Here is a 19924-nt window from a genome sequence, read left to right on the forward strand (position 1 = left end):
GAGCGCGCGATGACCGATCATATGCAAACGCCGGGGCTGCCGGAAGAAAAACCGGCGCAGGGGTGTCCGTTTGGGCATGGGAGTGGTGGTGCTGGTGCTGGTGTGGCTACTGCTAGTGCTAGTGCTATCGCCGCTTCGGGCGAGGGCTGGCACGATGCGCAACTCGATTTTTCGGAGTCGATGAGTTACGGCGATTATTTGTCGTTGGGGACGGTGCTCGATGCGCAGCATCCGCTGTCGCCGGATCACAACGAGATGTTGTTCATCATCCAGCATCAGACGAGCGAGTTGTGGATGAAACTCGCGCTGTATGAGTTGCGGGCGGCGCTCGATGCCGTGCATCGCGATGAGTTGCCGCCGGCGTTCAAGATGCTGGCGCGTGTGTCGCGGATCATGGAGCAGCTCGTGCAGGCATGGAGCGTTCTCGCGACGATGACGCCGTCCGAGTACACGGCGATGCGGCCTTATCTTGGCAGCTCGTCTGGGTTTCAGTCTTATCAGTATCGGCAGATTGAGTTTTTGTTGGGCAATAAGAATGAGCAGATGCTCAAGCCGCATGTGCATCGGGAGGATGTGTTCGCTGAGGTGAAGGCCTCGCTGGAAGCGCCTTCTTTTTATGATGAAGTCGTTCGGCTGTTGTCACGGCGTGGGTTTGCGATTTCACCTTCCAGGTTGGAGAGGGACTGGACGCAGCCTACTACGCATGATGCTTCGGTTGAGGCTGCCTGGCTTGAGGTGTATCGGAATCCTTCGCAACATTGGGAGTTGTATGAAATGGCTGAAGAGCTTGTTGATCTCGAGGATGCTTTTCGCCAGTGGCGGTTTCGGCATGTGACTACGGTTGAGAGGATTATTGGGTTTAAACAAGGCACAGGTGGAACTAGTGGTGCAACGTATCTGCGCAAGATGTTGGATGTGGTTTTGTTTCCTGAGCTGTGGCATGTGAGAACGATGCTTTAAGCGGTTTATTTCTAGTGCCGATGCGAGTGGCATGGACTGCGTGCGCACGCTGCGTAGCGACCTGTGGACGCAGCGGATCGAATTTAAAGATTAGTTATAATTCGCGCGTTTAGCCTGTGTGGTTGATCGTCCTAAAAAACGGTTGGGTTAGATTTCTGTGTGCCGTTAGACAAAACGGCCGGAAGTGAGAGCCCGAAGCAACGAAACGCACTACCTACGAAAGCGGGTAGTGCTCAATCACGCACGCCTTTTTCTATGGGCGGGCCGTCGTGAGTGGGCCGCAAGGCCCGCCGGTTTTGTTTTGTTGCCCGGTCTCTCAAACTCGCTACGTGCCCGCTCACCCCTATCTGTTAGCGAGTGTCGGGCGATTCAGGGACTAACCGGAAATCGCACCATGAGCAAAACCAGTAGAAAAACTCAAACTGCATCACGCCCGCCTGTTGATGCGCTTCAGTACGAAAAGCTTGCACTGTCGGCATTCGGATCCTGCGAACGGCAAATCCGCCAGCTCGGAACGCTCGTTGACCTCGCGGCCAGCATCACCCGGTTTCCAGCTATGACCGTCGATGAAAGACGGCGTGAGCGCAATCTTTTGAAACACCTGGTCCTTACCGTCGAACAGTATCAGCAGGAAGCCGAATGCGACCGCGAACTGTACCAGGTGATCGCGCTCGATGCGAAGGGCGTGCCGCATAGTCGGATTACGGCTAAGGTTGCGGCGCGACTGCTGGCGGATGTTGCGCAGATGGGACGAGATGCAGGGGAGGCCGAAACCGAAGCTGTGCGGGATAAAGCTGTGACGCGTAAGCGGGAGCGCGTAAAGACGGCCGCGCGTATGCGAACTGATGCGCAGCAGCCTTCGGTGCAGCACTAAAGTGAGCTAGCGACCGACAGGCCGCTGCATTGAAAAAGGCGCGATTGCCTCGCGCCTTTTTCGCCTGCTGCTTCGCGCTACGCTGTGTTGCCCTCGGTAGGAATGGCGTCAGGCACAAATTTCAGTGTCAACCAGTTTGGCTTCTGCAAGAGGCCATCTTCCCAACGCAGATATTCGAGTTCGTACAACCGGTCCGCAGGATCGGCGAACAAAAGCAGTTGCATCTGAGAACCGTCCGCATCTTCCATTGCCCCCTCGACCGGGTACAGTCGCTGGCCGACATATTGTGCGCGCTCATATCCGCTGAGGTGAAACCGGATTAATGCTCCGTCCGCCCCCTTTTGCTGATGTGCACAATCGTCAACGCCGTCCAATCTGGCTCCTGCAAGGGACCATCCCCCCAACCCAGGTATTCCAACTGGAACAGGCGATCTGAAGGATCAGCAAACAGAAGAACGTCGACCACTGCACCATCGGCATCTTTCAGGGTGCCCTCATACGGGTACGTATGCTGGCCGCGCTCTTTGGGACGCTCGTGACCACGTATATGAAATAGGATCAACGGACCGTCATCCAGCGTCAACTCGGCGCGAGCGTTCGCGAGGTCATCTAAAAGCCTTGTTCCGTCGGCAGGATCGAGTCGCGCCGCAACGTCACGGATAAAAGATTTTTCGCAGTCGGTTAGTTCACGTGTCATGTCACTTAATCACAAAAATTGTTCCAACATTGATCTCGCCGCTTGGCAGCATGTACGCTCTCCGCACAGGGGCAACACTAATAAACCACTAAAACCAGAAACACCAAACGCCGCAGGCAGACCAAAACAATGCCGCCGCCAAAAGCAAAAAATCACCTAGCCGTATAGCCCCCATCAACAGGCAAAGCCACTCCACTAATCATAGAAGCCGCATCGCTAAGCAAGAAACAAATTGGCAACGCCACTTCCGCGGGTTCAGCGAATCGTTGCAACGGAATAGCCTTAAGAGCGGGATCCCGCTTAACCGGATCACTCCACGCCTGCACCGCCATCGGTGTCAACGTAACCGTAGGATTAACGCTATTCACCCGAATCCCAAACGGCCCAAGCTCGATACATAACGCACGCGTAACAGCATCGAGCGCCGCCTTCGACGCCGAATAACTCAAATGATCATCCAGCGCCACCAACCCAGCCTGGCTAGAAACATTCACGATACTGCCAGCACGCCTCGCATCAATCATCCCGCGGGCCACATGCTTGGCAACCAGCACTGCCCCACGCGCATTCACCCCCATCACGCGATCAAAACTAGCACCTGTGGTATCCACAGCACGTTCGAGCAAAGCAATCCCCGCACAATTCACGAGCCCATCAAACGCATCAAGCGAACCCAACGCCTCGTCAATCCCGGTTTCATCGCTCACATCGAGCACCAACGGATCGCATCCCGTTTCCTCTGCTAACCGCGCGAGCTCATTCACATTCCGCGCGGCAGCCACGACACTCGCGCCAGAAGCGCACAGCAACTCGACTGTCGCGCGCCCAATCCCACTCGACGCACCCGTCACCAGAATCGAGCGTCCAGAGAAATCGAAAGTAGCATTCATGATGATTGCAACCGATGCATGACCGGCTTCAACGCCGGATACAAATCCGTATATACGCCGAACCGCTGCTCATACAACGCCATACGCTGAGCATCCGGTTGAGCGCGCTCGATCAGCGTGATCCATCCGCGCTGTGCCTCTTCACGCGATACCAGACCGACGCCAACGCCCGCCAGCAACGCCGCGCCCATCGCCGCCTCCACGTCCTGCTCGATCGTATAAACCGGATAACCGGTGATGTCCGCGATGATCTGCATCCATAGATCCGAATGCGCCGCGCCACCCACCACGATCAATTTGTCGTCCAACGATTGCGCGCCCTTTCGTCCTGCTTCGATATTGTGTTTCAACGCAAACGACACGCCCTCCAACACCGCACGATACAAATGCGCCCGAGTGTGAAACAGGCTCAGGCCAACAAACGCGCCACTCGCCTTCGCATCCCACACAGGACTGCGTTCGCCCATCAAATACGGTAAAAACATCACCCCGTCAGAGCCCGCCGGAATCAGAGAAGCACTCTCTTCCAGCAACCGATGGGGATCACCATGCGGCGTAGCGCGAGCTGCTTCCGTCTCCGCATGACAAAACTGCTCGCGATACCACGTAACCGAAGCACCGGCCGTAATCGCGCCGCCAAACACATAGATATCGCGCTGACCGTTGAACACATGCGGCATGCTGATCAACCCATTCCTCGCGTCGACACTCTGATTGATGTACCCCCAACACATGCTGGTGCCAATCATCGCGACATGCTGCCCTGCGCGCGTGACGCCAGCCGCAAAAGTCGCCACCGCAGCATCCACGCCGCCCGCGACAATCGCCGTGCCCACTTCCAGTCCAAGCTGCCCGGTCCACTGCGACAACAACCCACCCACCACATCGGACGACTCCACCAGCCGCTCCGGCATCATCGTCGCAGGAATGCCAAGCATGTCGAGTGCTTCGTCCGACCAATCGCGTTTGGCAATATCGTAGATGCCGCCAATATTGCCCGCCGCACTATGATCGACGGCGACCTCACCGGTCAGCATATAAATCACATAAGCATTCGGTGGCAGGAAGTAACGCGTATGCGCCCAGACATCCGGCTCATGGTCACGCAGCCACAACATCTTCGTGTAACCGTAGTAGCTATCCACGCCATTACCCGTGATTGCATAGAGCCGCTCGAGGTCGATGTTTTCACGCACCCACTCAACCTGATCGGTCGCGCGCCGGTCCATCCAGATCAGACACGGATAGAGCGGCCGCATCTCGCTATCGACGGGGATCCCCGAGCCGCCATACAAACTGCTCACGCACACTGCCTTGATCGACTTCGCCGCGACGCCCGCGTCTTTCGCTTTGCCCACGCAGGCAGCAATGCACTCCACCACCGCCTTGAACCATACCGCGGGCCATTGCTCGGCCCAGAGCGGCTTGGGTGTGTCCGGCTGATAGCTCGACGCATGCTGGGCGACGATCGCACCATGCTGATCGACCAGCAGCGCCTTCGTACTCTGCGTGCCGATATCGACGCCGACAACGTAGTCCATACAGTCTCCGTTTATGTCCCGCTCACAATCTGCACGCTCAGGCACGCGGCTTCATCAACACCTTGATCGAATCGAATGAGTTCGCCAGCTTGATTGCCTCGTCCCATTCCTCCAGGGAAAAGCCGTGCGTCACAATGCCCTTCGACGTGACGAGTCCGCGTGCCAGCAGATCGATCGCAATAGGATAGCAGTAGGGTCCGAGGTGCGCGCCGCGTACATCGAGCTCCTTTCGATCGCCAATGACGGACCAGTCCAGGGTCGTATCCGCGCCGAATACCGAGAACTCGACGAAGCGCCCAAGCTTGCGAATCAGGGCCATGCCCTGATTGACACCAGTCGGCGAGCCGGTAGTTTCGATGTAAACATCGCAACCGTAACCCTCGGTCAGCGAATGGACGATCGCCAGCGCATCTTCCTGCTTCGGATGGATCGTCACGTCGGCGCCGTACTCACGCGCGAGTGCAAGCCGCTCTTCCACCAGATCGATGACGACCAGCTTCTTCGGCGTTTTCAGATGCGCCACTTGCGTCATCATCAAACCAAGCGGTCCCGCGCCCGCGATCACCACCACGTCATCGAGTTGCAGGTCGCCGCGATTGACCGTGTGAATTGCGCACGCAAGCGGCTCGATGATGGCGGCGTCTTCGAGCGAAATGCCGTCGGGAATCTTGTGGACGATCGCGGTCGGCGGAATGCGCATGTATTCGGCCATGCCGCCGTCCGCGACTTCGCGCTGGAAGCCAAAGATGTTGTGCACCTCGCACATCCAGTACTGGCCGGATTTGCAATAACGGCATTTGCCGCACGGCACGATCTGCTCGGCAATGACGCGATCGCCGATCTTCACGCCGAAGTGGTCGGCGGCACCCTCGCCGATTTCCTCGACGAAGCCGAAAAACTCGTGGCCCGGAATCACGGGCGCTTTGACCCACGGGCTCGGGCCACCCCAAAACATCTTGGCGCCTGAATAGCATTTGCAGTCGCTCGCGCAGATGCCACAGGCGGCGATGCGGATCACCAGTTCATGTGCATGTGCGCGAGGTTTGCTCACCTGCTCGACGCGATAGTCTTTCGGCGCGTGACAGACGACGGCGGTCATGTTGCGCTGATCGGACTGAGTGGATTGAGTCATTGCATGGTCCCGCAGGAAAAGGGAGTGGGAAGACGCGTCACTTTCCACGGTCGCGGCAGATATGAATCGCCAGCAGAATAAGTCCGCCCTTGATGACGTTCGTCTTGTATAGCGAACCGTAGTCCTCAAGCGGGCAGTCCACCACTAAAAATGAAACCGTGGGCCGATACTTTTTTGCGCTCGGGTTAGTCCCGCGCGCTCCGGATCAAATTTGACGCGGCGCAACACACGCCGCGAGACGCCTCCCATAACGCATCGCCTCACGGCATGTCGCGCGCAAAGCCCCACCACGCCGCGCTGCGCCACGAAAAGCCGTGCGCGTCGCCTTGACTTTCGTTTCGCCGGGTACGATCATTCGCTCACAAGCAGAGCAAATGCTCCACCTCAAGAAGAAACGCACGCGCTACGCCGTGCGAGCAAAGACATTCAGGAGACGCACATGAACAGCGCGCAAGGCAGCGGCGGCGCCGCACACGTGATCCTGCACATCGGCGCGGGATCGTTTCATCGCGCCCATCAGGCGTGGTATCTCCATCGGTTGAACGAAGCACGCGTGGCCGGCGAGCCGCACTGGTCGCTGGCGGTGGGCAATATTCGCAGCGACATGAACGCGGTGCTCGACGCGCTCGCCGCGCAAAACGGCGTCTACACGCTCGAGACCGTGACGCCGCAGGGCGAACGCGCCTACGAGACGATCCGCTCGATCGAGCGCGTGGTGCCGTGGTCCGAAAGCCTCGATGCGCTGATCGAAGCCGGCGCCGATCCGGCCTGCAAGATCATCGCGTTCACGGTCACGGAAGGCGGCTATTACCTCGACGAGCAGGACAAACTCGACACGGCCAACGCCGATCTCGCCGCCGATCTGCAAGGCGGCCATACCACTATCTACGGCGCGCTCGCGGCGATCCTCGACGCCCGCATGAAACGCGGCGCCGGCCCCGTCACACTGCAAACCTGCGACAACCTGCGCAGCAACGGCGAGCGCTTTCACGCGGGGATGAGCGAGTTTCTGGAGCGGCGCGGCACGAACGATCTGGCGCAATGGTTCGACGACAACACCGCCTGCCCGAGCTCGATGGTCGACCGCATCACGCCGCGCCCCACGCCGGATGTGAGCGAGCGCGTCAAGGCCGCCACCGGCGTCGACGATGCCTGCCCGGTGATGGGCGAATCGTTTATCCAGTGGGTGATCGAAGATCGCTTTATCGCCGGACGTCCGGCCTGGGAAAAGGTCGGCGCGGAACTGGTCGATTCGGTGATGCCGTACGAGGAAGCGAAAATCCGCATTCTCAACGCGACGCATAGTTGCATCGCGTGGGCGGGGACGCTGGTCGGGCTGAACTACATCCACGAAGGCACGCTCGATCCGGACATCAACAAATTCGCCTTCGATTACGTGACCGAAGACGTGATCCCTTGCCTCACGCCGAGTCCGCTCGATCTCGAACGCTATCGCGACGTCGTGCTCGAGCGCTTCGGCAATCCATATATCCAGGACACGAATCAGCGCGTCGCCGCGGACGGCTTCTCGAAGCTGCCCGGTTTTATCGCGCCGACCCTGGCTGAATGTTTCGAGCGCGGCGTCACACCGGCGGCGACGGCCATGCTGCCGGCGCTGTTCTTCCGTTTCCTCGACCGCTGGCAGGCCGGCAAGCTGCCGTACGCGTATCAGGACGGCGTGATGGACGAGCGCGTCGCCCGCGCCTTCTTCACGGCGCCGGATCCGTTGCAGGCTTTCAGCGCCGACCGGCTGCTGTGGGGCAGCATGGCGCAGACGCCGGAACTGGAGTCGGCATTGAGCGGCGCGTTGGCGCGCGTCGACGTGTGGCTCGCCAAACGCGGCGCGGCCTGAATCGGCGCGATATGTCACAGCACCTCGCGCCATCTCGTGCCGCATCGGTTCACACAGTTGCCAGGCTTAATGCGCATGGCACTGCGCGCCGTGTGCGGCTAAAGTAGCGCATCCCTACCGACGAAGGTTTCGCGCCCATGTATCTCGGCATCGACCTCGGCACGTCCGAAGTGAAAGTCCTGCTGCTCGCCTCCGATGGACGCGTGATCGGCACCGCGGGCTCACCGTTTACCGTTTCGCGTCCGCATCAGCGCTGGGCCGAACAGAATCCCGAAGACTGGTGGGCGGGCACGCGCATCGCCTTGGCCGCGCTGCGCGCGAGCCATCCCGACGAATTCGCGCAGGTCCGCGGCATCGGCCTCTCGGGCCAGATGCACGGCGCCGTGCTGCTGGATGCACAGGACCGCGTGCTGCGGCCCGCGATTCTGTGGAACGACATGCGCAGCGACAAGGAATGCGCCGAGTTGACTGAGCGCGCGCCGGAGTTGCATACCATCGCAGGCAATCTGGCCATGCCCGGTTTCACCGCGCCCAAACTGCTATGGGTGGCGCGCCATGAACCCGACATCTTCGCGCGGACCGCCTGCGTGCTGCTGCCCAAGGATTACTTGCGTCTGCAACTGACGGGCGGCAAGGTGTCCGATCCGTCGGATGCGGCGGGCACGCTGTGGCTCGACGTCGCCAAACGCGACTGGTCGGATTCGCTGCTAGCCGCCTGCAATATGACGCGCGCGCAAATGCCGAGTCTGTGCGAAGGCAGCGAGCCGTCCGGCACGCTGCTGCCCGCGGTGGCGCGCGAATTCGGTTTGAGCGACGGCGTGATCGTCGCGGCCGGCGGCGGCGACAACGCGACGAGCGCGATCGGCGTCGGTGCGGTGCAGCCGGGCGACGGCTTCGTCTCGCTCGGCACGTCCGGCGTGCTGTGCGTGATCGGCGACAGCTTCCGGCCGAATCCGGCGTCCGCGGTACACGCGTTCTGCCACGCCATTCCCAATCGCTGGCATCAGATGAGCGTGGTGTTATCGGCGGCGAGTTGCCTGCGCTGGGTCTGCAAGCTCACCTCGACCAACGAGCCGACGCTGCTCGCTGAAGTCGAAGCGCTCGCGCCCGACGCATTGACTACCGCGCCGCTGTTTTTGCCCTATCTGTCCGGCGAACGCACGCCGCACAACGACCCGTACGCGCAAGGCGTGTTCTTCGGCATGAATCACGCAACCGACCGCGCGTTGCTCGGCTATGCGGTGCTCGAAGGCGTGACACTGGCGCTGACCGACGGCCTCGACGCATTGCGTGCGGCCGGCACCGAAGCCAAGGCACTGTCCCTGCTCGGCGGCGGCGCCCGCAGCGATTACTGGGGCCAACTACTGGCCGACGCGCTCGACACCACCACCTGCAAGCACGGCGGCGGCGAAACCGGCGCTGCGTTGGGTGCGGCGCGGCTGGGCTGGCTCGCGGCCGGCGGCGATCCCGCCACCGTGCTGACCAAGGCACCGGTTGAGAAAGCCTTCACGCCGAACCCCAAGCGGCACGCCGAACTGCGTGTGCGGCTCGAAGCCTATCGCGCGCTGTACCGCCACGTGCGGCCACTGTTCGACCCGGCGCGTCAGCCGCTCGCCTGACCGACCATCCGCAGCCGGTCCGCACCGCGAGACGCGTGAGGACCGGCCGCTATCATCGGCGCACTTTTCGCGAACCGTCACCGTGCCCAAGTCCACAGAAAAACTAGACCTCGCCACCCGCGCCGCGTGGCTTTACTACGTCGCCGGCAACACCCAGAACGAGATCGCCGAAAAGCTGCAGGTGTCGCGTCCGGTCGCGCAACGGCTGGTGGCCTTTGCAGTCGAGAAGAACCTGATTCGGGTGCGCGTCGATCATCAACTGGCCGACTGCCTCGCGCTCGCCGATCAGTTGTCCAAACGCTACGGCCTAGCCATGTGCGAAGTCGTGCCGATCGACAGCGACACGGCCGAAGAAGTCGACCGCAAGCTGGCGGTGGCCGGCGCGCAGGTGATGGAGCGCTATCTCACCGAAGAAAAGCCGATGGTGGTCGCGGTGAGCAGCGGCCGTACGCTGAAGGCCGCGGTCGATCAGATCGCGCAGCTGGAGCGTCCGCAGCACCGGCTGGTATCGATGGTCGGGGCGATCGCTTCGGACGGCTCCTCGAACCGCTACGACGTCGCGCTGCATATCTCCGAGAAGACCGGTGGCAAGCATTTCCTGCTGCCCGCGCCCTTGCTCGCCGATAGCGAGGCCGAGCGCGCGCAGTGGTGCAATCACCGGCTGTACCGGATCGTCGAATCGTTGTCGGCGCAAGCGGACGTCGCGTTTGTCGGCATCGGCAATATCGGGCCGAAGTGTCCACTGCACGAGGACGGCTTCATTACGTCGGGTGAAGTGAAGGAATTGATGCAGAACGGCGCGGTGGCCGAGATGCTCGGCCTGCCGATCGACACGGCCGGCGCGCATGTCGAATCGCCGACAGGACGCCGTGTCACCAGCATCGCGCTCGACTCGCCGCCCAGGCGGCCGACCATTGGCTTTGCCGGCGGTGCGCGCAAGCACGAAGCGGTGATTGCGGTGCTCAAAGGCGGCTGGCTTTCAGGCCTCGTGACCGACGAGCTGTGCGCGCGAGCCGCACTCGAAGCGTAAAAAAAAGAAAGCGGCGCGCCCGCCGCTTCCCGATCATCACATCACGCGGCCAGCACTTCCACGATCTTGCGCTGGAATGCCTTGCCTTCGCTGTCGAACAGATGACAGTGTTCAGGGGTCGCGCCGAGCTTTTGCGTCTCGCCTTTCGCATGCCGTTCGAGCGGCGGAATCCGGGCGATCAGGCCGTCCGGCGCCACGCTGGATTCCGCATACAGATACGCTGCATCGCCGAGCGACTCGATCGCCATCGTGCGGGCCGACACACCGTCGTCGGTCATGCCCACATGCAGATGCTCGGGGCGAATCCCCACCGTCACCTTGTCGCCCGCCTTCACCGCACCGGGTTCCACTGCGACGCGCTGCGTTTCGCCCGATTCGTAACGCACCGTGACGCCGTCGTGGGTCACCGTCTGCACCGTGCCTTCCATGAAGTTCATCTTCGGCGAGCCGATGAAGCCGGCCACAAACCGGTTGGCCGGCGCGTGATAGAGCATGGTCGGGCTGCCGACCTGCTCCACATTGCCCGCTGACAGCACGACGATCTTGTCGGCCAGCGTCATCGCCTCGACCTGGTCGTGCGTGACGTAGATCATGGTGGTTTTCAGTTCGTCGTGCAGACGCGCGAATTCGAGGCGCATCTTCACGCGCAACGCGGCGTCGAGGTTCGACAACGGTTCGTCGAACAGGAACACTTTCGGCTTGCGCGTGATCGCGCGGCCGATCGCCACCCGCTGACGCTGACCGCCGGACAACTGCTTCGGCTTGCGATCGAGCAGGTGGTCGATATGCAGAATCTTCGCCGCGTTACGCACGGCGGCATCGATCTCGGGCTTCTTGGTGCCCGCGAGTTTCAGGCCGAACGCCATGTTGTCGTACAGCGTCATGTGCGGGTACAGCGCGTACGACTGGAACACCATCGCGATGCCGCGCTTGGCGGGCGGCACGTCGTTCACGCGCGCGCCGTCGATCGTCAGATCGCCGCCGCTGATGTCTTCGAGGCCGGCGATCATTCGCATCAGCGTCGATTTACCACAGCCGCTCGGGCCGACGAACACGACGAACTCGCCATCCAGGATGTCGAGATTGATGTCTCGCATCACTTCGTTGTCGTCGTAAGCTTTTCTGATGTTGCGCAGAGTTACGCTTGCCATGATGTGTCTCCGTATCTTGCTGAGAACTGCGTCAGCTGCATAAATTCGTGTCGGTGTGCCGGTTTTCCGGGTGCCTGGCGGTGCTTATGGCCGTGCTTATGGCCGTGCTTAGGGCGCCGCCGCCGTCGCGCTCAACGTCCATTGTGCGACCAGTTCCGGCAACTGCTGCATGTCGTCGAAAACGTGACGCGCGCCGGCTGCATGCAATGCGTCGATCTGCGCGTCGCTCGCATGACCGCCGCCGATAAAGCCCAGCACCGTCATGCCCGCCGCGCTCGCCGCGGTCACGCCGGTCACGCTGTCTTCCACCACGAGACAGGCCGTGGGCGCGAGACCCAGGCGCTCCGCGGCCGCCAGATAAACGTCCGGCGCTGGCTTGGGATTCGGCACCGCGTCGGCGCAGAACAGGCGGTCGCCGAAGAACCTCACGAGGCCAGTGCGCGCCAGCACCGACTCCACGTACGGGCGAAAACTGTTGCTCGCACAGGCTTTGGTGAGCGGCACCTGAACCAGTGCGGCCTCGATGCCCTCGACCGCGGGCGCCTGCATCGCCGCCGCTTCCACCGCACTCCGGATCGAATCGATATCGTCGGCCGTGAGGCTTTTACCGAGCTGGCTCGCGGTTCCCTCCAACACCTTCTCGATGCGCAAGCCGAGCAGCGGCAGCACCACCGGCTCGACATCCGCATCGGGCCAGCGCGCTTCGAGTTCGTGCACCAGCATGCGCGCCGCCACGGCTTCGCTGTCGATCAGGACACCGTCGCAATCGCAGATCAGCGCGTAGTTACCTATACTCGTGCCTACACCCGTTCCTGCTGTCATTTGACCGCCCCGAACGTAAGGCCGCGTACCAGTTGTTTCTGCGACAACCAGCCCACGATCAGGATCGGCGCGACCGCGAGCAGCGACGCCGCGGATAGCTTGGCCCAGAACAACCCTTCAGGACTCGAATACGACGCGATGAAAACGGTCAGCGGCGCCGCGGCCGAACTCGACAGGTTGATGCTCCAGAATGCTTCGTTCCATGACAGGATCACCAGCAGCAACGCGGTGGAGGCGAGCCCCGGCAGTGACATCGGCATCAGCAGATAGACGATTTCCTGCCACGTCGCCGCGCCGTCGATCCGGCCGGCTTCGAGAATGTCACGCGGAATTTCGGCGAAATACGTGAACGACATCCACACCGCAATCGGCAGATTGATCAGCGTGTAGACGATCACCAGACCCGACACCGTATCGAGCAGTCCACTGTTCTTCCACAGCAGATAGATCGGCACCAGCACGCCGACCGACGGCATCATCTTGGTCGACAGCATCCACAGCAGCACTTTCTGTGTACGGCGCGTCGGAAAGAACGCCATTGCGTAGGCGGCGGGCACAGCGAGAATCAGGCACAGCACCGTGACGCCCGCCGAAATCAGAATCGAATTCAACGCGAACGAAAAGTAATTGCTGCGTGCGAACACCTCGCGGAAGCTATCGAGCGTCGGGACGAAAAACAGTGAAGACGCATACGCCTGCTGCTCGGTCTTGAACGCGGTAATCGTCATCCAGAAGATCGGGAAGAACAGCAGTAACGCGACCAGCCAGGCAATCACGCCGGGAATCCCGCGGCGAATTGCTTCGAACGGCGACTTGGCCGGCACGGTCATGGGCGCCGTGCTCGACGCCGGTGTGGAGGCAACGTGGCTCATTTTTCGTACTCCCCTTTCAGGTTCTTCGCGAGCATCCTCACCAGGAAGAACGACACGATGTTAGCCAGCACGACAGCGAGAATGCCGCCCGCCGAAGCGAGACCGACGTCGAACTGTTGCAGGCCCAGCGAATAGATCAGGTACGACAGATTAGTGGTCGCGGTGCCCGGACCGCCGCCCGTGGTCGTATAGATCTCGGCGAAGATCGACAGCAGGAAAATCGTCTCCATCATCACCACCACCGCGATCGCCCGTTTCAGGTGAGGCAGCGTGATGTAGAAGAACATCGAAAACGGACCCGCACCGTCGATGCGCGCCGCTTCCTTCTGCTCCTGATCGAGCGACTGGATCGCGGTGAACAGGATCAGGAACGCAAATGGCAGCCACTGCCACGCGACGATCATGATCACCGCGGTGAGCGGATAGTCGGCGAACCAGTCGATCGGCTGCATGCCGATCGCACGCATGCCCTGTGCGATCAGGCCGTACACCGGATGCAGGATCATGTTCTTCCAGATCAGCGCGCTGACCGTCGGCATCACGAAGAACGGCGCGATGGCCAGCAGTCGTGCGATGCCCTGGCCGTAGAACTTGCGGTCGAACAGGATCGCCATCAGCACGCCGCCGACCACCGTGATCACCAGCACCGAAATGATCAGTTCGAGCGTGTGTCCGATTGAAGGTCCGAACGAAGGATCGGTGGCGAGATACTTGTAATTGTCGAAGCCGGCGAAGCCTTTGAGATCCGGGTTCAACAGGTTGTAGCGCGAGAACGAAAACCAGATCGTCATCGCGAGTGGAATCGCCATCCATAACACCAGCACTGCAACCGAAGGCGAGACGAGCCAGCGGGCGGAATTGGCCTTACGGGTTTCGCGTTCTTTTTCTGTCTGGGGATGGGCATGCATGAGAGGTAGGCGCAAAGGACGCATGATTGACCACCTGTTCGGTAATGCGCGGGCCGGCGCTAGCGCCGCATGAACCGCGTTTTCCGCCACGACGCAAGTCGATGTCGCGGGCGAGCGCGGCGGGACGGCCCGCTGTGCTGCGTGAGCCGGCTGACGGGCGTCAGCCGGTGCGTTTCACGTTACTCGAAACGTTACTCAAATACCGGCCGACGGCTTACTTCTGATAGCCGGCCTGTTGCACTGCGCGATTCGCCGTTGCCTGCCCGGCGGCCAGCGCCTGATCGATGGTCATCTGGCCGGCAATCGCGCCGGAGATGCTCTGACCGACCACGGTGCCGAACGACTGGAACTCAGGAATCCCGACGAACTGCACACCGGTGTACGGCACCGGCTTGAGCGTCGGATGTTCCGGATCCGCCGTTTCGATCGCCTTCAGCACGAAGTCGCCGAACGGTGCCGCCTGTTTGTACTCCGGGCGGGCGTAGGTCGATTTACGCGTTCCCGGCGGCACGGAGGCCCAGCCTTCATCCTTCGCGGCCAGTTCGATGTACTGCTTCGAGGTGGCCCACGTGATGAACTTCTTCGCGGCATCAGCCTGCTTCGACGACTTCGGAATCGCCAGCGCCCACGCCCACAACCAATGCGAACCCTTCGGCGTGACGGCGATCGGGGCTGCGGCGAACCCGACCTTGTCGGCGATCTGCGATTGCTGCTTGTTATAGAGCATGCCGGCTGCCACTGTCGCGTCGATCCACATCGCGCACTTGCCCGAGGACATCAGCGTGAGGTTTTCGTTGAAGCCGTTCGAACTCGCTCCCGGAGGGCCGTCTTTCTTCAGCAGATCGACGTAGAAGGTCATCGCCTTCTTCCATTCCGGCGACGTGAGCTGGGCCTGCCACTTTTCGTCGAACCAGCGGCCGCCGAAGGTATTCACCACCGTCGTGCCATACGCCATGTTTTCGCCCCAGCCCGCCTTGCCGCGCAGGCAGATACCGTACATGCCGTTAGCCTTGTCGGTGAGCTTGTCGGCGAACTGGGCGATCTGGTCGTACGTGGGCTGATCGGGCATCTTCAGACCCTTGGCCGCGAACAGATCCTTGCGGTAATACGTCATCGAGCTTTCTACGTAGAACGGCAGCGCGTACAGCTGGCCGCCACTGGAGAGGCCGTCGCGGGCCGTCTTCACGACGTCGTTCAGATCGTAATCGGCGGGCAGATTGGTGAGCGGCGTGAGCCAGCCGCGCTTGCCCCATTGCGGCGTTTCATACGCGCCGATCGTCATCACGTCGAACTGGCCGCTGCCGGTCGTGATGTCCGTGGTAGCGCGCTGGCGCAGCACGTTTTCTTCGAGAATCACCCAGTTGAGCTTGATGTCCGGATTCGCCTGCTCGAAAGCGGGCGAGAGCTTCTTGAGCTCGATCATGTCCGGATTGTTCAACGTCGCGATCGTGACCGTGGCCGCTGACGCATTCAACGCAGCGCATGCCACAGCGCCGGCACTGACCGCCTTTAGCGCGGATTTGAGGGCAGGTTTCATGTGTTGTCTCCTTTCTCGTACGTTATGTGATGCTGCGTTTGTTCTACGGAAATGACGATGGATGAAATGCTTCGATCCATCCCTTCAACTCATCCAGTTACCGCCGTCGACATTCAGGGTTTGCGCGGTGATGTAATCGGCATCCGCCGACGCAAGAAACAGCGCGGCGCCGGTCAGGTCGTCCGGTACGCCCATGCGGCCGAGCGGCACCGCCTCGCCTACGAGGCGCTTTTTCTCGCCGAGCGGCCGGTTTTCATAACGGGCGAAGAGCGCGTCGACCTCGTTCCACATCGGCGTATCGACGACACCCGGCGCGATGCCGTTCACATTGATCTTGTGCGGCGCCAGCGCGAGCGCGGCGGATTGCGTGTAGCTCAGGACAGCCGCCTTGGTCGCGCAGTAATGCGACACCAGCGCCTCGCCGCGCCGTCCGGCTTGCGACGACATATTGATGATCTTGCCGCCGCGGCCCTGCTCGACCATCTGTTGCGCGACGGCTTGCATCAGGAAGAACATGCCCTTCACGTTGACGGCGAAAAGACGGTCGAACACGTCCCAGGACTCGTCGAGGATCGGGCGCATGTCGAACAGCGCGGCGTTGTTGAAGAGGATGTCGATCTGGCCGAAGCGTTGCAGCGTCGTGGCGACGATGCGCCCGATATCTTCGCGGCGCGTCACGTCGGCGCTGACGGTCAGCACGCGCTCGCCATAGGCGGCGGCGAGCGTGTCGCCGAAACTGTCTGCCGGCTTCACGTCGACCAGCACGCAATGTGCGCCTTCGTCCAGATAGCGCCGGGCCACGGCTTCACCGATTCCGCTTGCCGCGCCCGTCAGAATGGCCACCTTGTCTTGCAAACGTGCCGCCACTGTCTGTCTCCGGTTTGTATCGCTTTTTGAGGCGTGGTGAGCGAACGCCCATCACGCGAACAATTGCTCTGTTTGTGATCGAATGATCGGATACGCACAGGGCCATGTCAAGGCGCTCAACCAGATTTCGATGGTGCAGCGCGGCAGGAGCCCGGCGCGGCGCGTCCGGTTCCATCCAACTTAATACGAGAAATCGAAAACGGCCAATCGGGCTGCTGCGCGAGCCGCTGCCAAAAAATTGAGATACGTTATATCATTGCGGCCTCGTATCGCTTCAAAGCCTTGATCGTTCACGCGCGCCGCCGCGTGGTCGCGCTGGCCGGTCTGGCCGCGCCGTGTGCCCGCGCTTCGAGGCCCCTGGCCTTGGCGCCATGTCTAACGTTTGTGGTTCATGCAACTCTCACGCAGCAGGGAATAACGATGAATAAAGTCGTCTCGATGTTGAACCGGGCACGCCGCGCGCTGAAGCTGTCGAAATATGTCGCCGTGGGCGCTGCAGCGTTTGTGCTCGGCCATGGCGCGTTCGCCGCGGATGCGAAAATCCCCGTGGTGGCGGCAGAGAACTTCTACGGTGACGTGGTGCAGCAACTGGGCGGCGATCGCGTCGACGTGACGAGCATTCTCAGCAATCCGGATCAGGACCCGCATCTGTTCGAAGCCAGCCCGAAAACGGCGCGCGCATTGCAGCATGCGAGCCTTGTGGTCTACAACGGCGCCGACTACGATCCGTGGATGGCAAAACTGCTGGCCGCCTCGAAGAGCGCGACGCGCACCACGGTCGTGGCCGCCGAGCTGACCGGCAAGAAGGGAGGCGACAATCCGCACCTCTGGTACGACCCGGCGACCATGCCGAAGGTGGCGCGCGCGGTGAGCGCGGCGCTCGTCGCGGCTGACCCGGCGCACAAGTCGGCGTACGATGCGAACCTCGCGAAGTTTCTCGACTCGCTCAAACCGATCGACGCCAAAGTCGCCGAGTTGCACGGGCGCTACGCGGGTGTACCGGTGACGGCGACCGAGCCGATATTTGGCTATATGTCGGACGCGGTCGGCCTCACGATGCGCAATCTGCGCTTCCAGCTGGCGGCAATGAACGACACTGAAGCAAGCGCGGCCGATATCGCCGCGTTCGAACGCGATCTGCGCGAAAAGCGCGTGCGCGTTCTGATCTATAACAGCCAGGCAACCGAGGCCCTGACCAAACGCATGTTGAAGCTCGCACAGCAATCGCAGGTGCCGACCATGAGCGTCACCGAGACCGAACCGGCCGGCAAGACCTGGCAGACGTGGATGCTGACGCAGCTCGACGCGCTGGGCACGGCTCTCGCAGCGGGCGAAGCAAGCGGCGCGGGCGCATCCACAGGCAAAGGAAAAACACAATGAACGAGACTGGCCGCGGCGCGCCAGCTAATCCATCGGCCAATGCGCCGGTGCTCGAACTGGAAAACGTGACGCTCGAACTCGGCGGCCGCGCGATCCTGCGCGATACGAGCTTCGTGGTGAATCAGGGCGAATTTATCGGCGTGCTCGGCGCCAACGGCGCAGGCAAGACAACGCTGATGCGCGCCACACTCGGTCTGGTGCCGGCCGTCAGCGGCGCGATCCGCGTGCTGGGGCAGCCGGTCGAACGCGGCCATGCGTCGATTGGCTATATGCCGCAGACGCGCAGTGCGCTGGCCGGCCGGCGCGTGCGCGGCCGCGATTTCATCGCGATGGCCGCCGACGGGCACCGCTGGGGCCTGCCGCATGCGGACAGCAAAACCCGCGCGGATGTCGAGCGGGCGCTGGATCTGGTCGGTGGCCGCAAGCTGGCCGAGCGGCCGTTGTCGGAACTCTCGGGCGGCGAGCGTCAACGGCTGCTGCTCGCGCAATGCCTGCTCGGCAACCCGAAGCTGCTGCTGCTCGACGAGCCGCTTATCAGCCTCGATCCGCATCATCAGAAGAGCGTCGTGGAACTGGTGCGGCGCGTGCAGCAGGAACTCGGCATCGCCGTGCTGTTTTCGGCGCACGAACTGAATCCGTTGCTGCACGCGCTCGATCGCGTGCTGTACCTCGGCAGCGGCGTCGCCGCGCTCGGCACCGTCGATGAAGTGATTACCAAACCGGTGCTGTCGCGCCTCTATGGTTCGCCGATCGACGTGATGCGGGTGAATGGCCGCATCTTTGTGATGTCGGGCGACGTCGAAGTCGAAAAGCACGATCACGAGCACGAACACGACGAGGCCGGCGGCCACCGCCATTCACACGCTCACTCGCACGGGCATGGCCACGGACACTCACACCAGCACGACTCACGCGACGGACACACGCACGATGTTTGAATACGATTTCATGGTGAACGCGTTCGCGGCGTCGGGGATCGTCGCGGTGCTGGCGGGGATAGTCGGATACTTTCTGGTGATGCGCGGGCAGACCTTTGCAGGCCATGCGCTCTCGCACGTGGGCTTCACCGGTGCGACCGGCGCGGTGCTGATCGGCGTTTCACCGATCTGGGGAATGATCGGCTTCACCCTGGCTGCGGGGGTCGGCATGGGTGCGCTCGGCGAGCGCCTCGCCGGACGCGATGTGGCGATCGGCGTAATCCTGTCGCTGTCGCTCGGCTTCGGCTTGCTGTTCCTGCACTTCTTCACCGCTTACGCGACCCAGGTGACCGCCCTGCTGTTCGGCAATGTGCTTGGCGTGAATGCGTCGACGCTCGGCGTGCTGGCGGCGTTGGGCATCGTCAGTTTGCTGGCGCTGGCGGCGATCATGCGACCGCTGCTATTCGCTTCGTTGCAGCCGGAACTGGCCGAGGCCAAGGGCGTGTCGCTGCGTCTGGTGTCGGTGCTGTTTCTGGCGATTGCGGCGCTCGCCGTGGCGGCGTGTACGCAGATCGTCGGCGTGCTGCTGGTGTTCACGCTGATGGTCGGCCCGGCCGCCGCGGCGCAAAACATGACGACGCGGCTGTCAGCCGGCCTTGTACTCGCTGCCGTGTTCGCGCTGTTGCAGGCGTGGCTCGGGTTGACGCTGGCCTTCTATACAGATTGGCCGACGAGCTTCTGGATCACCGTGCTATCGGCGGTGGTGTATGGCGGGAGTTTGCTGAAGCGGCATTGAAGGCGCGTTGACGCGCCGCTCGCGGCAAGATGGCAACGGCGGCGGCACAGCTGCGCGCCGCCGCCGTTGTGATGCGGGA

At 61.8% G+C, this 19924-nt stretch carries 20 protein-coding genes; 9 read left to right on the plus strand and 11 right to left on the minus strand.

Features of this window, described 5'->3' with window-relative positions; all coding sequences use genetic code 11:
- The first annotated feature begins 9 nt into the window (after positions 1 to 9).
- Both kynA and PQR27_RS17180 read left to right on the plus strand, forming a co-directional pair.
- Complete coding sequence (kynA, locus tag PQR27_RS17175) at positions 10 to 960, plus strand: tryptophan 2,3-dioxygenase (protein WP_408524763.1); 951 nt, start codon at positions 10 to 12, stop codon at positions 958 to 960.
- A 394-nt stretch (positions 961 to 1354) separates the two neighbouring features.
- A complete protein-coding gene (locus PQR27_RS17180; RefSeq protein ID WP_408524764.1) occupies positions 1355 to 1834 on the plus strand; it encodes a hypothetical protein in 480 nt (159 codons plus the stop codon).
- A gap of 77 nt (positions 1835 to 1911) precedes the next feature.
- Here the strand turns inward: PQR27_RS17180 and PQR27_RS17185 are convergent, their stop codons facing one another.
- The 5 genes from PQR27_RS17185 to PQR27_RS17205 form a co-directional block, all read right to left on the minus strand.
- Positions 1912 to 2082: a hypothetical protein gene (locus tag PQR27_RS17185; protein WP_408524765.1), complete on the minus strand. Its 171-nt coding sequence runs from the start codon at positions 2080 to 2082 to the stop codon at positions 1912 to 1914.
- 71 nt (positions 2083 to 2153) lie between these two features.
- Complete coding sequence (locus tag PQR27_RS17190; RefSeq protein WP_408524766.1) at positions 2154 to 2531, minus strand: DUF6984 family protein; 378 nt, start codon at positions 2529 to 2531, stop codon at positions 2154 to 2156.
- Between the two features lie 152 nt (positions 2532 to 2683).
- Positions 2684 to 3421: an SDR family oxidoreductase gene (locus PQR27_RS17195; RefSeq protein ID WP_408524767.1), complete on the minus strand. Its 738-nt coding sequence runs from the start codon at positions 3419 to 3421 to the stop codon at positions 2684 to 2686.
- Entirely contained in the window at positions 3418 to 4962 is a 1545-nt protein-coding gene (locus PQR27_RS17200) for an FGGY-family carbohydrate kinase (protein ID WP_408524768.1), read from the minus strand. The genes PQR27_RS17195 and PQR27_RS17200 overlap by 4 nt, the downstream gene beginning before the upstream one ends.
- A 37-nt stretch (positions 4963 to 4999) precedes the next feature.
- A complete protein-coding gene (locus tag PQR27_RS17205) occupies positions 5000 to 6094 on the minus strand; it encodes an alcohol dehydrogenase catalytic domain-containing protein (RefSeq protein ID WP_408524769.1) in 1095 nt (364 codons plus the stop codon).
- A 439-nt stretch (positions 6095 to 6533) separates the two neighbouring features.
- Between PQR27_RS17205 and dalD the strand changes: the two genes are divergently transcribed.
- From dalD to PQR27_RS17220, 3 genes are all read left to right on the plus strand, one after another.
- The gene (gene dalD, locus PQR27_RS17210) at positions 6534 to 7946 is read left to right on the plus strand and encodes a D-arabinitol 4-dehydrogenase (RefSeq protein ID WP_408524770.1); all 1413 of its coding nucleotides are present in this window, start codon (positions 6534 to 6536) and stop codon (positions 7944 to 7946) included.
- 137 nt (positions 7947 to 8083) lie between these two features.
- The gene (xylB, locus tag PQR27_RS17215) at positions 8084 to 9565 is read left to right on the plus strand and encodes a xylulokinase (protein ID WP_408524771.1); all 1482 of its coding nucleotides are present in this window, start codon (positions 8084 to 8086) and stop codon (positions 9563 to 9565) included.
- Between the two features lie 82 nt (positions 9566 to 9647).
- Positions 9648 to 10595: a sugar-binding transcriptional regulator gene (locus PQR27_RS17220; RefSeq protein WP_408524772.1), complete on the plus strand. Its 948-nt coding sequence runs from the start codon at positions 9648 to 9650 to the stop codon at positions 10593 to 10595.
- Positions 10596 to 10636: 41 nt separating this feature from the next.
- Here the strand turns inward: PQR27_RS17220 and PQR27_RS17225 are convergent, their stop codons facing one another.
- The 4 genes from PQR27_RS17225 to PQR27_RS17240 form a co-directional block, all read right to left on the minus strand.
- Positions 10637 to 11746: an ABC transporter ATP-binding protein gene (locus PQR27_RS17225; RefSeq protein ID WP_408524773.1), complete on the minus strand. Its 1110-nt coding sequence runs from the start codon at positions 11744 to 11746 to the stop codon at positions 10637 to 10639.
- Between the two features lie 108 nt (positions 11747 to 11854).
- Entirely contained in the window at positions 11855 to 12568 is a 714-nt protein-coding gene (locus tag PQR27_RS17230; RefSeq protein WP_408524774.1) for an HAD family hydrolase, read from the minus strand.
- Positions 12565 to 13398, minus strand: coding sequence for a carbohydrate ABC transporter permease (locus PQR27_RS17235; protein WP_408525513.1), 834 nt, complete (start codon positions 13396 to 13398; stop codon positions 12565 to 12567). Before PQR27_RS17235 ends, PQR27_RS17230 begins: the two co-directional genes overlap by 4 nt.
- A gap of 38 nt (positions 13399 to 13436) precedes the next feature.
- Positions 13437 to 14372, minus strand: coding sequence for a carbohydrate ABC transporter permease (locus tag PQR27_RS17240; protein ID WP_408524775.1), 936 nt, complete (start codon positions 14370 to 14372; stop codon positions 13437 to 13439).
- Positions 14373 to 14374: 2 nt separating this feature from the next.
- Between PQR27_RS17240 and PQR27_RS17245 the strand changes: the two genes are divergently transcribed.
- On the plus strand, positions 14375 to 14572 hold the full coding sequence (locus PQR27_RS17245) for a hypothetical protein (RefSeq protein ID WP_408524776.1): 198 nt from the start codon (positions 14375 to 14377) through the stop codon (positions 14570 to 14572).
- Here the strand turns inward: PQR27_RS17245 and PQR27_RS17250 are convergent.
- Together PQR27_RS17250 and PQR27_RS17255 are read right to left on the minus strand one after the other, a co-directional pair.
- Positions 14563 to 15885: an ABC transporter substrate-binding protein gene (locus PQR27_RS17250; protein ID WP_408524777.1), complete on the minus strand. Its 1323-nt coding sequence runs from the start codon at positions 15883 to 15885 to the stop codon at positions 14563 to 14565. The genes PQR27_RS17245 and PQR27_RS17250 overlap by 10 nt on opposite strands.
- 84 nt (positions 15886 to 15969) lie before the next feature.
- Positions 15970 to 16752: an L-iditol 2-dehydrogenase gene (locus tag PQR27_RS17255; protein ID WP_408524778.1), complete on the minus strand. Its 783-nt coding sequence runs from the start codon at positions 16750 to 16752 to the stop codon at positions 15970 to 15972.
- Positions 16753 to 17172: 420 nt separating this feature from the next.
- Here PQR27_RS17255 and PQR27_RS17260 point away from each other — a divergent pair, with 420 nt between their 5' ends.
- The 3 genes from PQR27_RS17260 to PQR27_RS17270 are packed head-to-tail and all read left to right on the plus strand — an operon-like array spanning position 17173 to position 19845.
- Complete coding sequence (locus PQR27_RS17260; protein ID WP_408524779.1) at positions 17173 to 18132, plus strand: metal ABC transporter solute-binding protein; 960 nt, start codon at positions 17173 to 17175, stop codon at positions 18130 to 18132.
- Positions 18129 to 19070 (plus strand): ABC transporter ATP-binding protein, encoded by a 942-nt coding sequence (locus tag PQR27_RS17265; RefSeq protein ID WP_408524780.1) that lies wholly within the window; start codon positions 18129 to 18131, stop codon positions 19068 to 19070. Before PQR27_RS17260 ends, PQR27_RS17265 begins: the two co-directional genes overlap by 4 nt.
- Positions 19063 to 19845 (plus strand): metal ABC transporter permease, encoded by a 783-nt coding sequence (locus tag PQR27_RS17270; protein WP_408524781.1) that lies wholly within the window; start codon positions 19063 to 19065, stop codon positions 19843 to 19845. Before PQR27_RS17265 ends, PQR27_RS17270 begins: the two co-directional genes overlap by 8 nt.
- Positions 19846 to 19924 lie beyond the last annotated feature (79 nt).

The sequence above is a fragment of the Paraburkholderia fungorum genome, assembly GCF_046027215.1.
GTDB classification, from domain to species: domain Bacteria; phylum Pseudomonadota; class Gammaproteobacteria; order Burkholderiales; family Burkholderiaceae; genus Paraburkholderia; species Paraburkholderia fungorum_D.

Excerpts from the sequence above, each read along its gene's own strand:
- kynA (WP_408524763.1), top strand. The coding sequence starts at position 10 with ATGACCGATCATATGCAAACGCCGGGGCTGCCGGAAGAAAAACCGGCG.
- PQR27_RS17180 (WP_408524764.1), top strand. The coding sequence starts at position 1,355 with ATGAGCAAAACCAGTAGAAAAACTCAAACTGCATCACGCCCGCCTGTT.
- PQR27_RS17185 (WP_408524765.1), bottom strand. The coding sequence starts at position 2,082 with ATGGAAGATGCGGACGGTTCTCAGATGCAACTGCTTTTGTTCGCCGAT.
- PQR27_RS17190 (WP_408524766.1), bottom strand. The coding sequence starts at position 2,531 with ATGACACGTGAACTAACCGACTGCGAAAAATCTTTTATCCGTGACGTT.
- PQR27_RS17195 (WP_408524767.1), bottom strand. The coding sequence starts at position 3,421 with ATGAATGCTACTTTCGATTTCTCTGGACGCTCGATTCTGGTGACGGGT.
- PQR27_RS17200 (WP_408524768.1), bottom strand. The coding sequence starts at position 4,962 with ATGGACTACGTTGTCGGCGTCGATATCGGCACGCAGAGTACGAAGGCG.
- PQR27_RS17205 (WP_408524769.1), bottom strand. The coding sequence starts at position 6,094 with ATGACTCAATCCACTCAGTCCGATCAGCGCAACATGACCGCCGTCGTC.
- dalD (WP_408524770.1), top strand. The coding sequence starts at position 6,534 with ATGAACAGCGCGCAAGGCAGCGGCGGCGCCGCACACGTGATCCTGCAC.
- xylB (WP_408524771.1), top strand. The coding sequence starts at position 8,084 with ATGTATCTCGGCATCGACCTCGGCACGTCCGAAGTGAAAGTCCTGCTG.
- PQR27_RS17225 (WP_408524773.1), bottom strand. The coding sequence starts at position 11,746 with ATGGCAAGCGTAACTCTGCGCAACATCAGAAAAGCTTACGACGACAAC.
- PQR27_RS17230 (WP_408524774.1), bottom strand. The coding sequence starts at position 12,568 with ATGACAGCAGGAACGGGTGTAGGCACGAGTATAGGTAACTACGCGCTG.
- PQR27_RS17235 (WP_408525513.1), bottom strand. The coding sequence starts at position 13,398 with ATGACCGTGCCGGCCAAGTCGCCGTTCGAAGCAATTCGCCGCGGGATT.
- PQR27_RS17240 (WP_408524775.1), bottom strand. The coding sequence starts at position 14,372 with ATGCGTCCTTTGCGCCTACCTCTCATGCATGCCCATCCCCAGACAGAA.
- PQR27_RS17250 (WP_408524777.1), bottom strand. The coding sequence starts at position 15,885 with ATGAAACCTGCCCTCAAATCCGCGCTAAAGGCGGTCAGTGCCGGCGCT.
- PQR27_RS17260 (WP_408524779.1), top strand. The coding sequence starts at position 17,173 with ATGAATAAAGTCGTCTCGATGTTGAACCGGGCACGCCGCGCGCTGAAG.
- PQR27_RS17265 (WP_408524780.1), top strand. The coding sequence starts at position 18,129 with ATGAACGAGACTGGCCGCGGCGCGCCAGCTAATCCATCGGCCAATGCG.
- PQR27_RS17270 (WP_408524781.1), top strand. The coding sequence starts at position 19,063 with ATGTTTGAATACGATTTCATGGTGAACGCGTTCGCGGCGTCGGGGATC.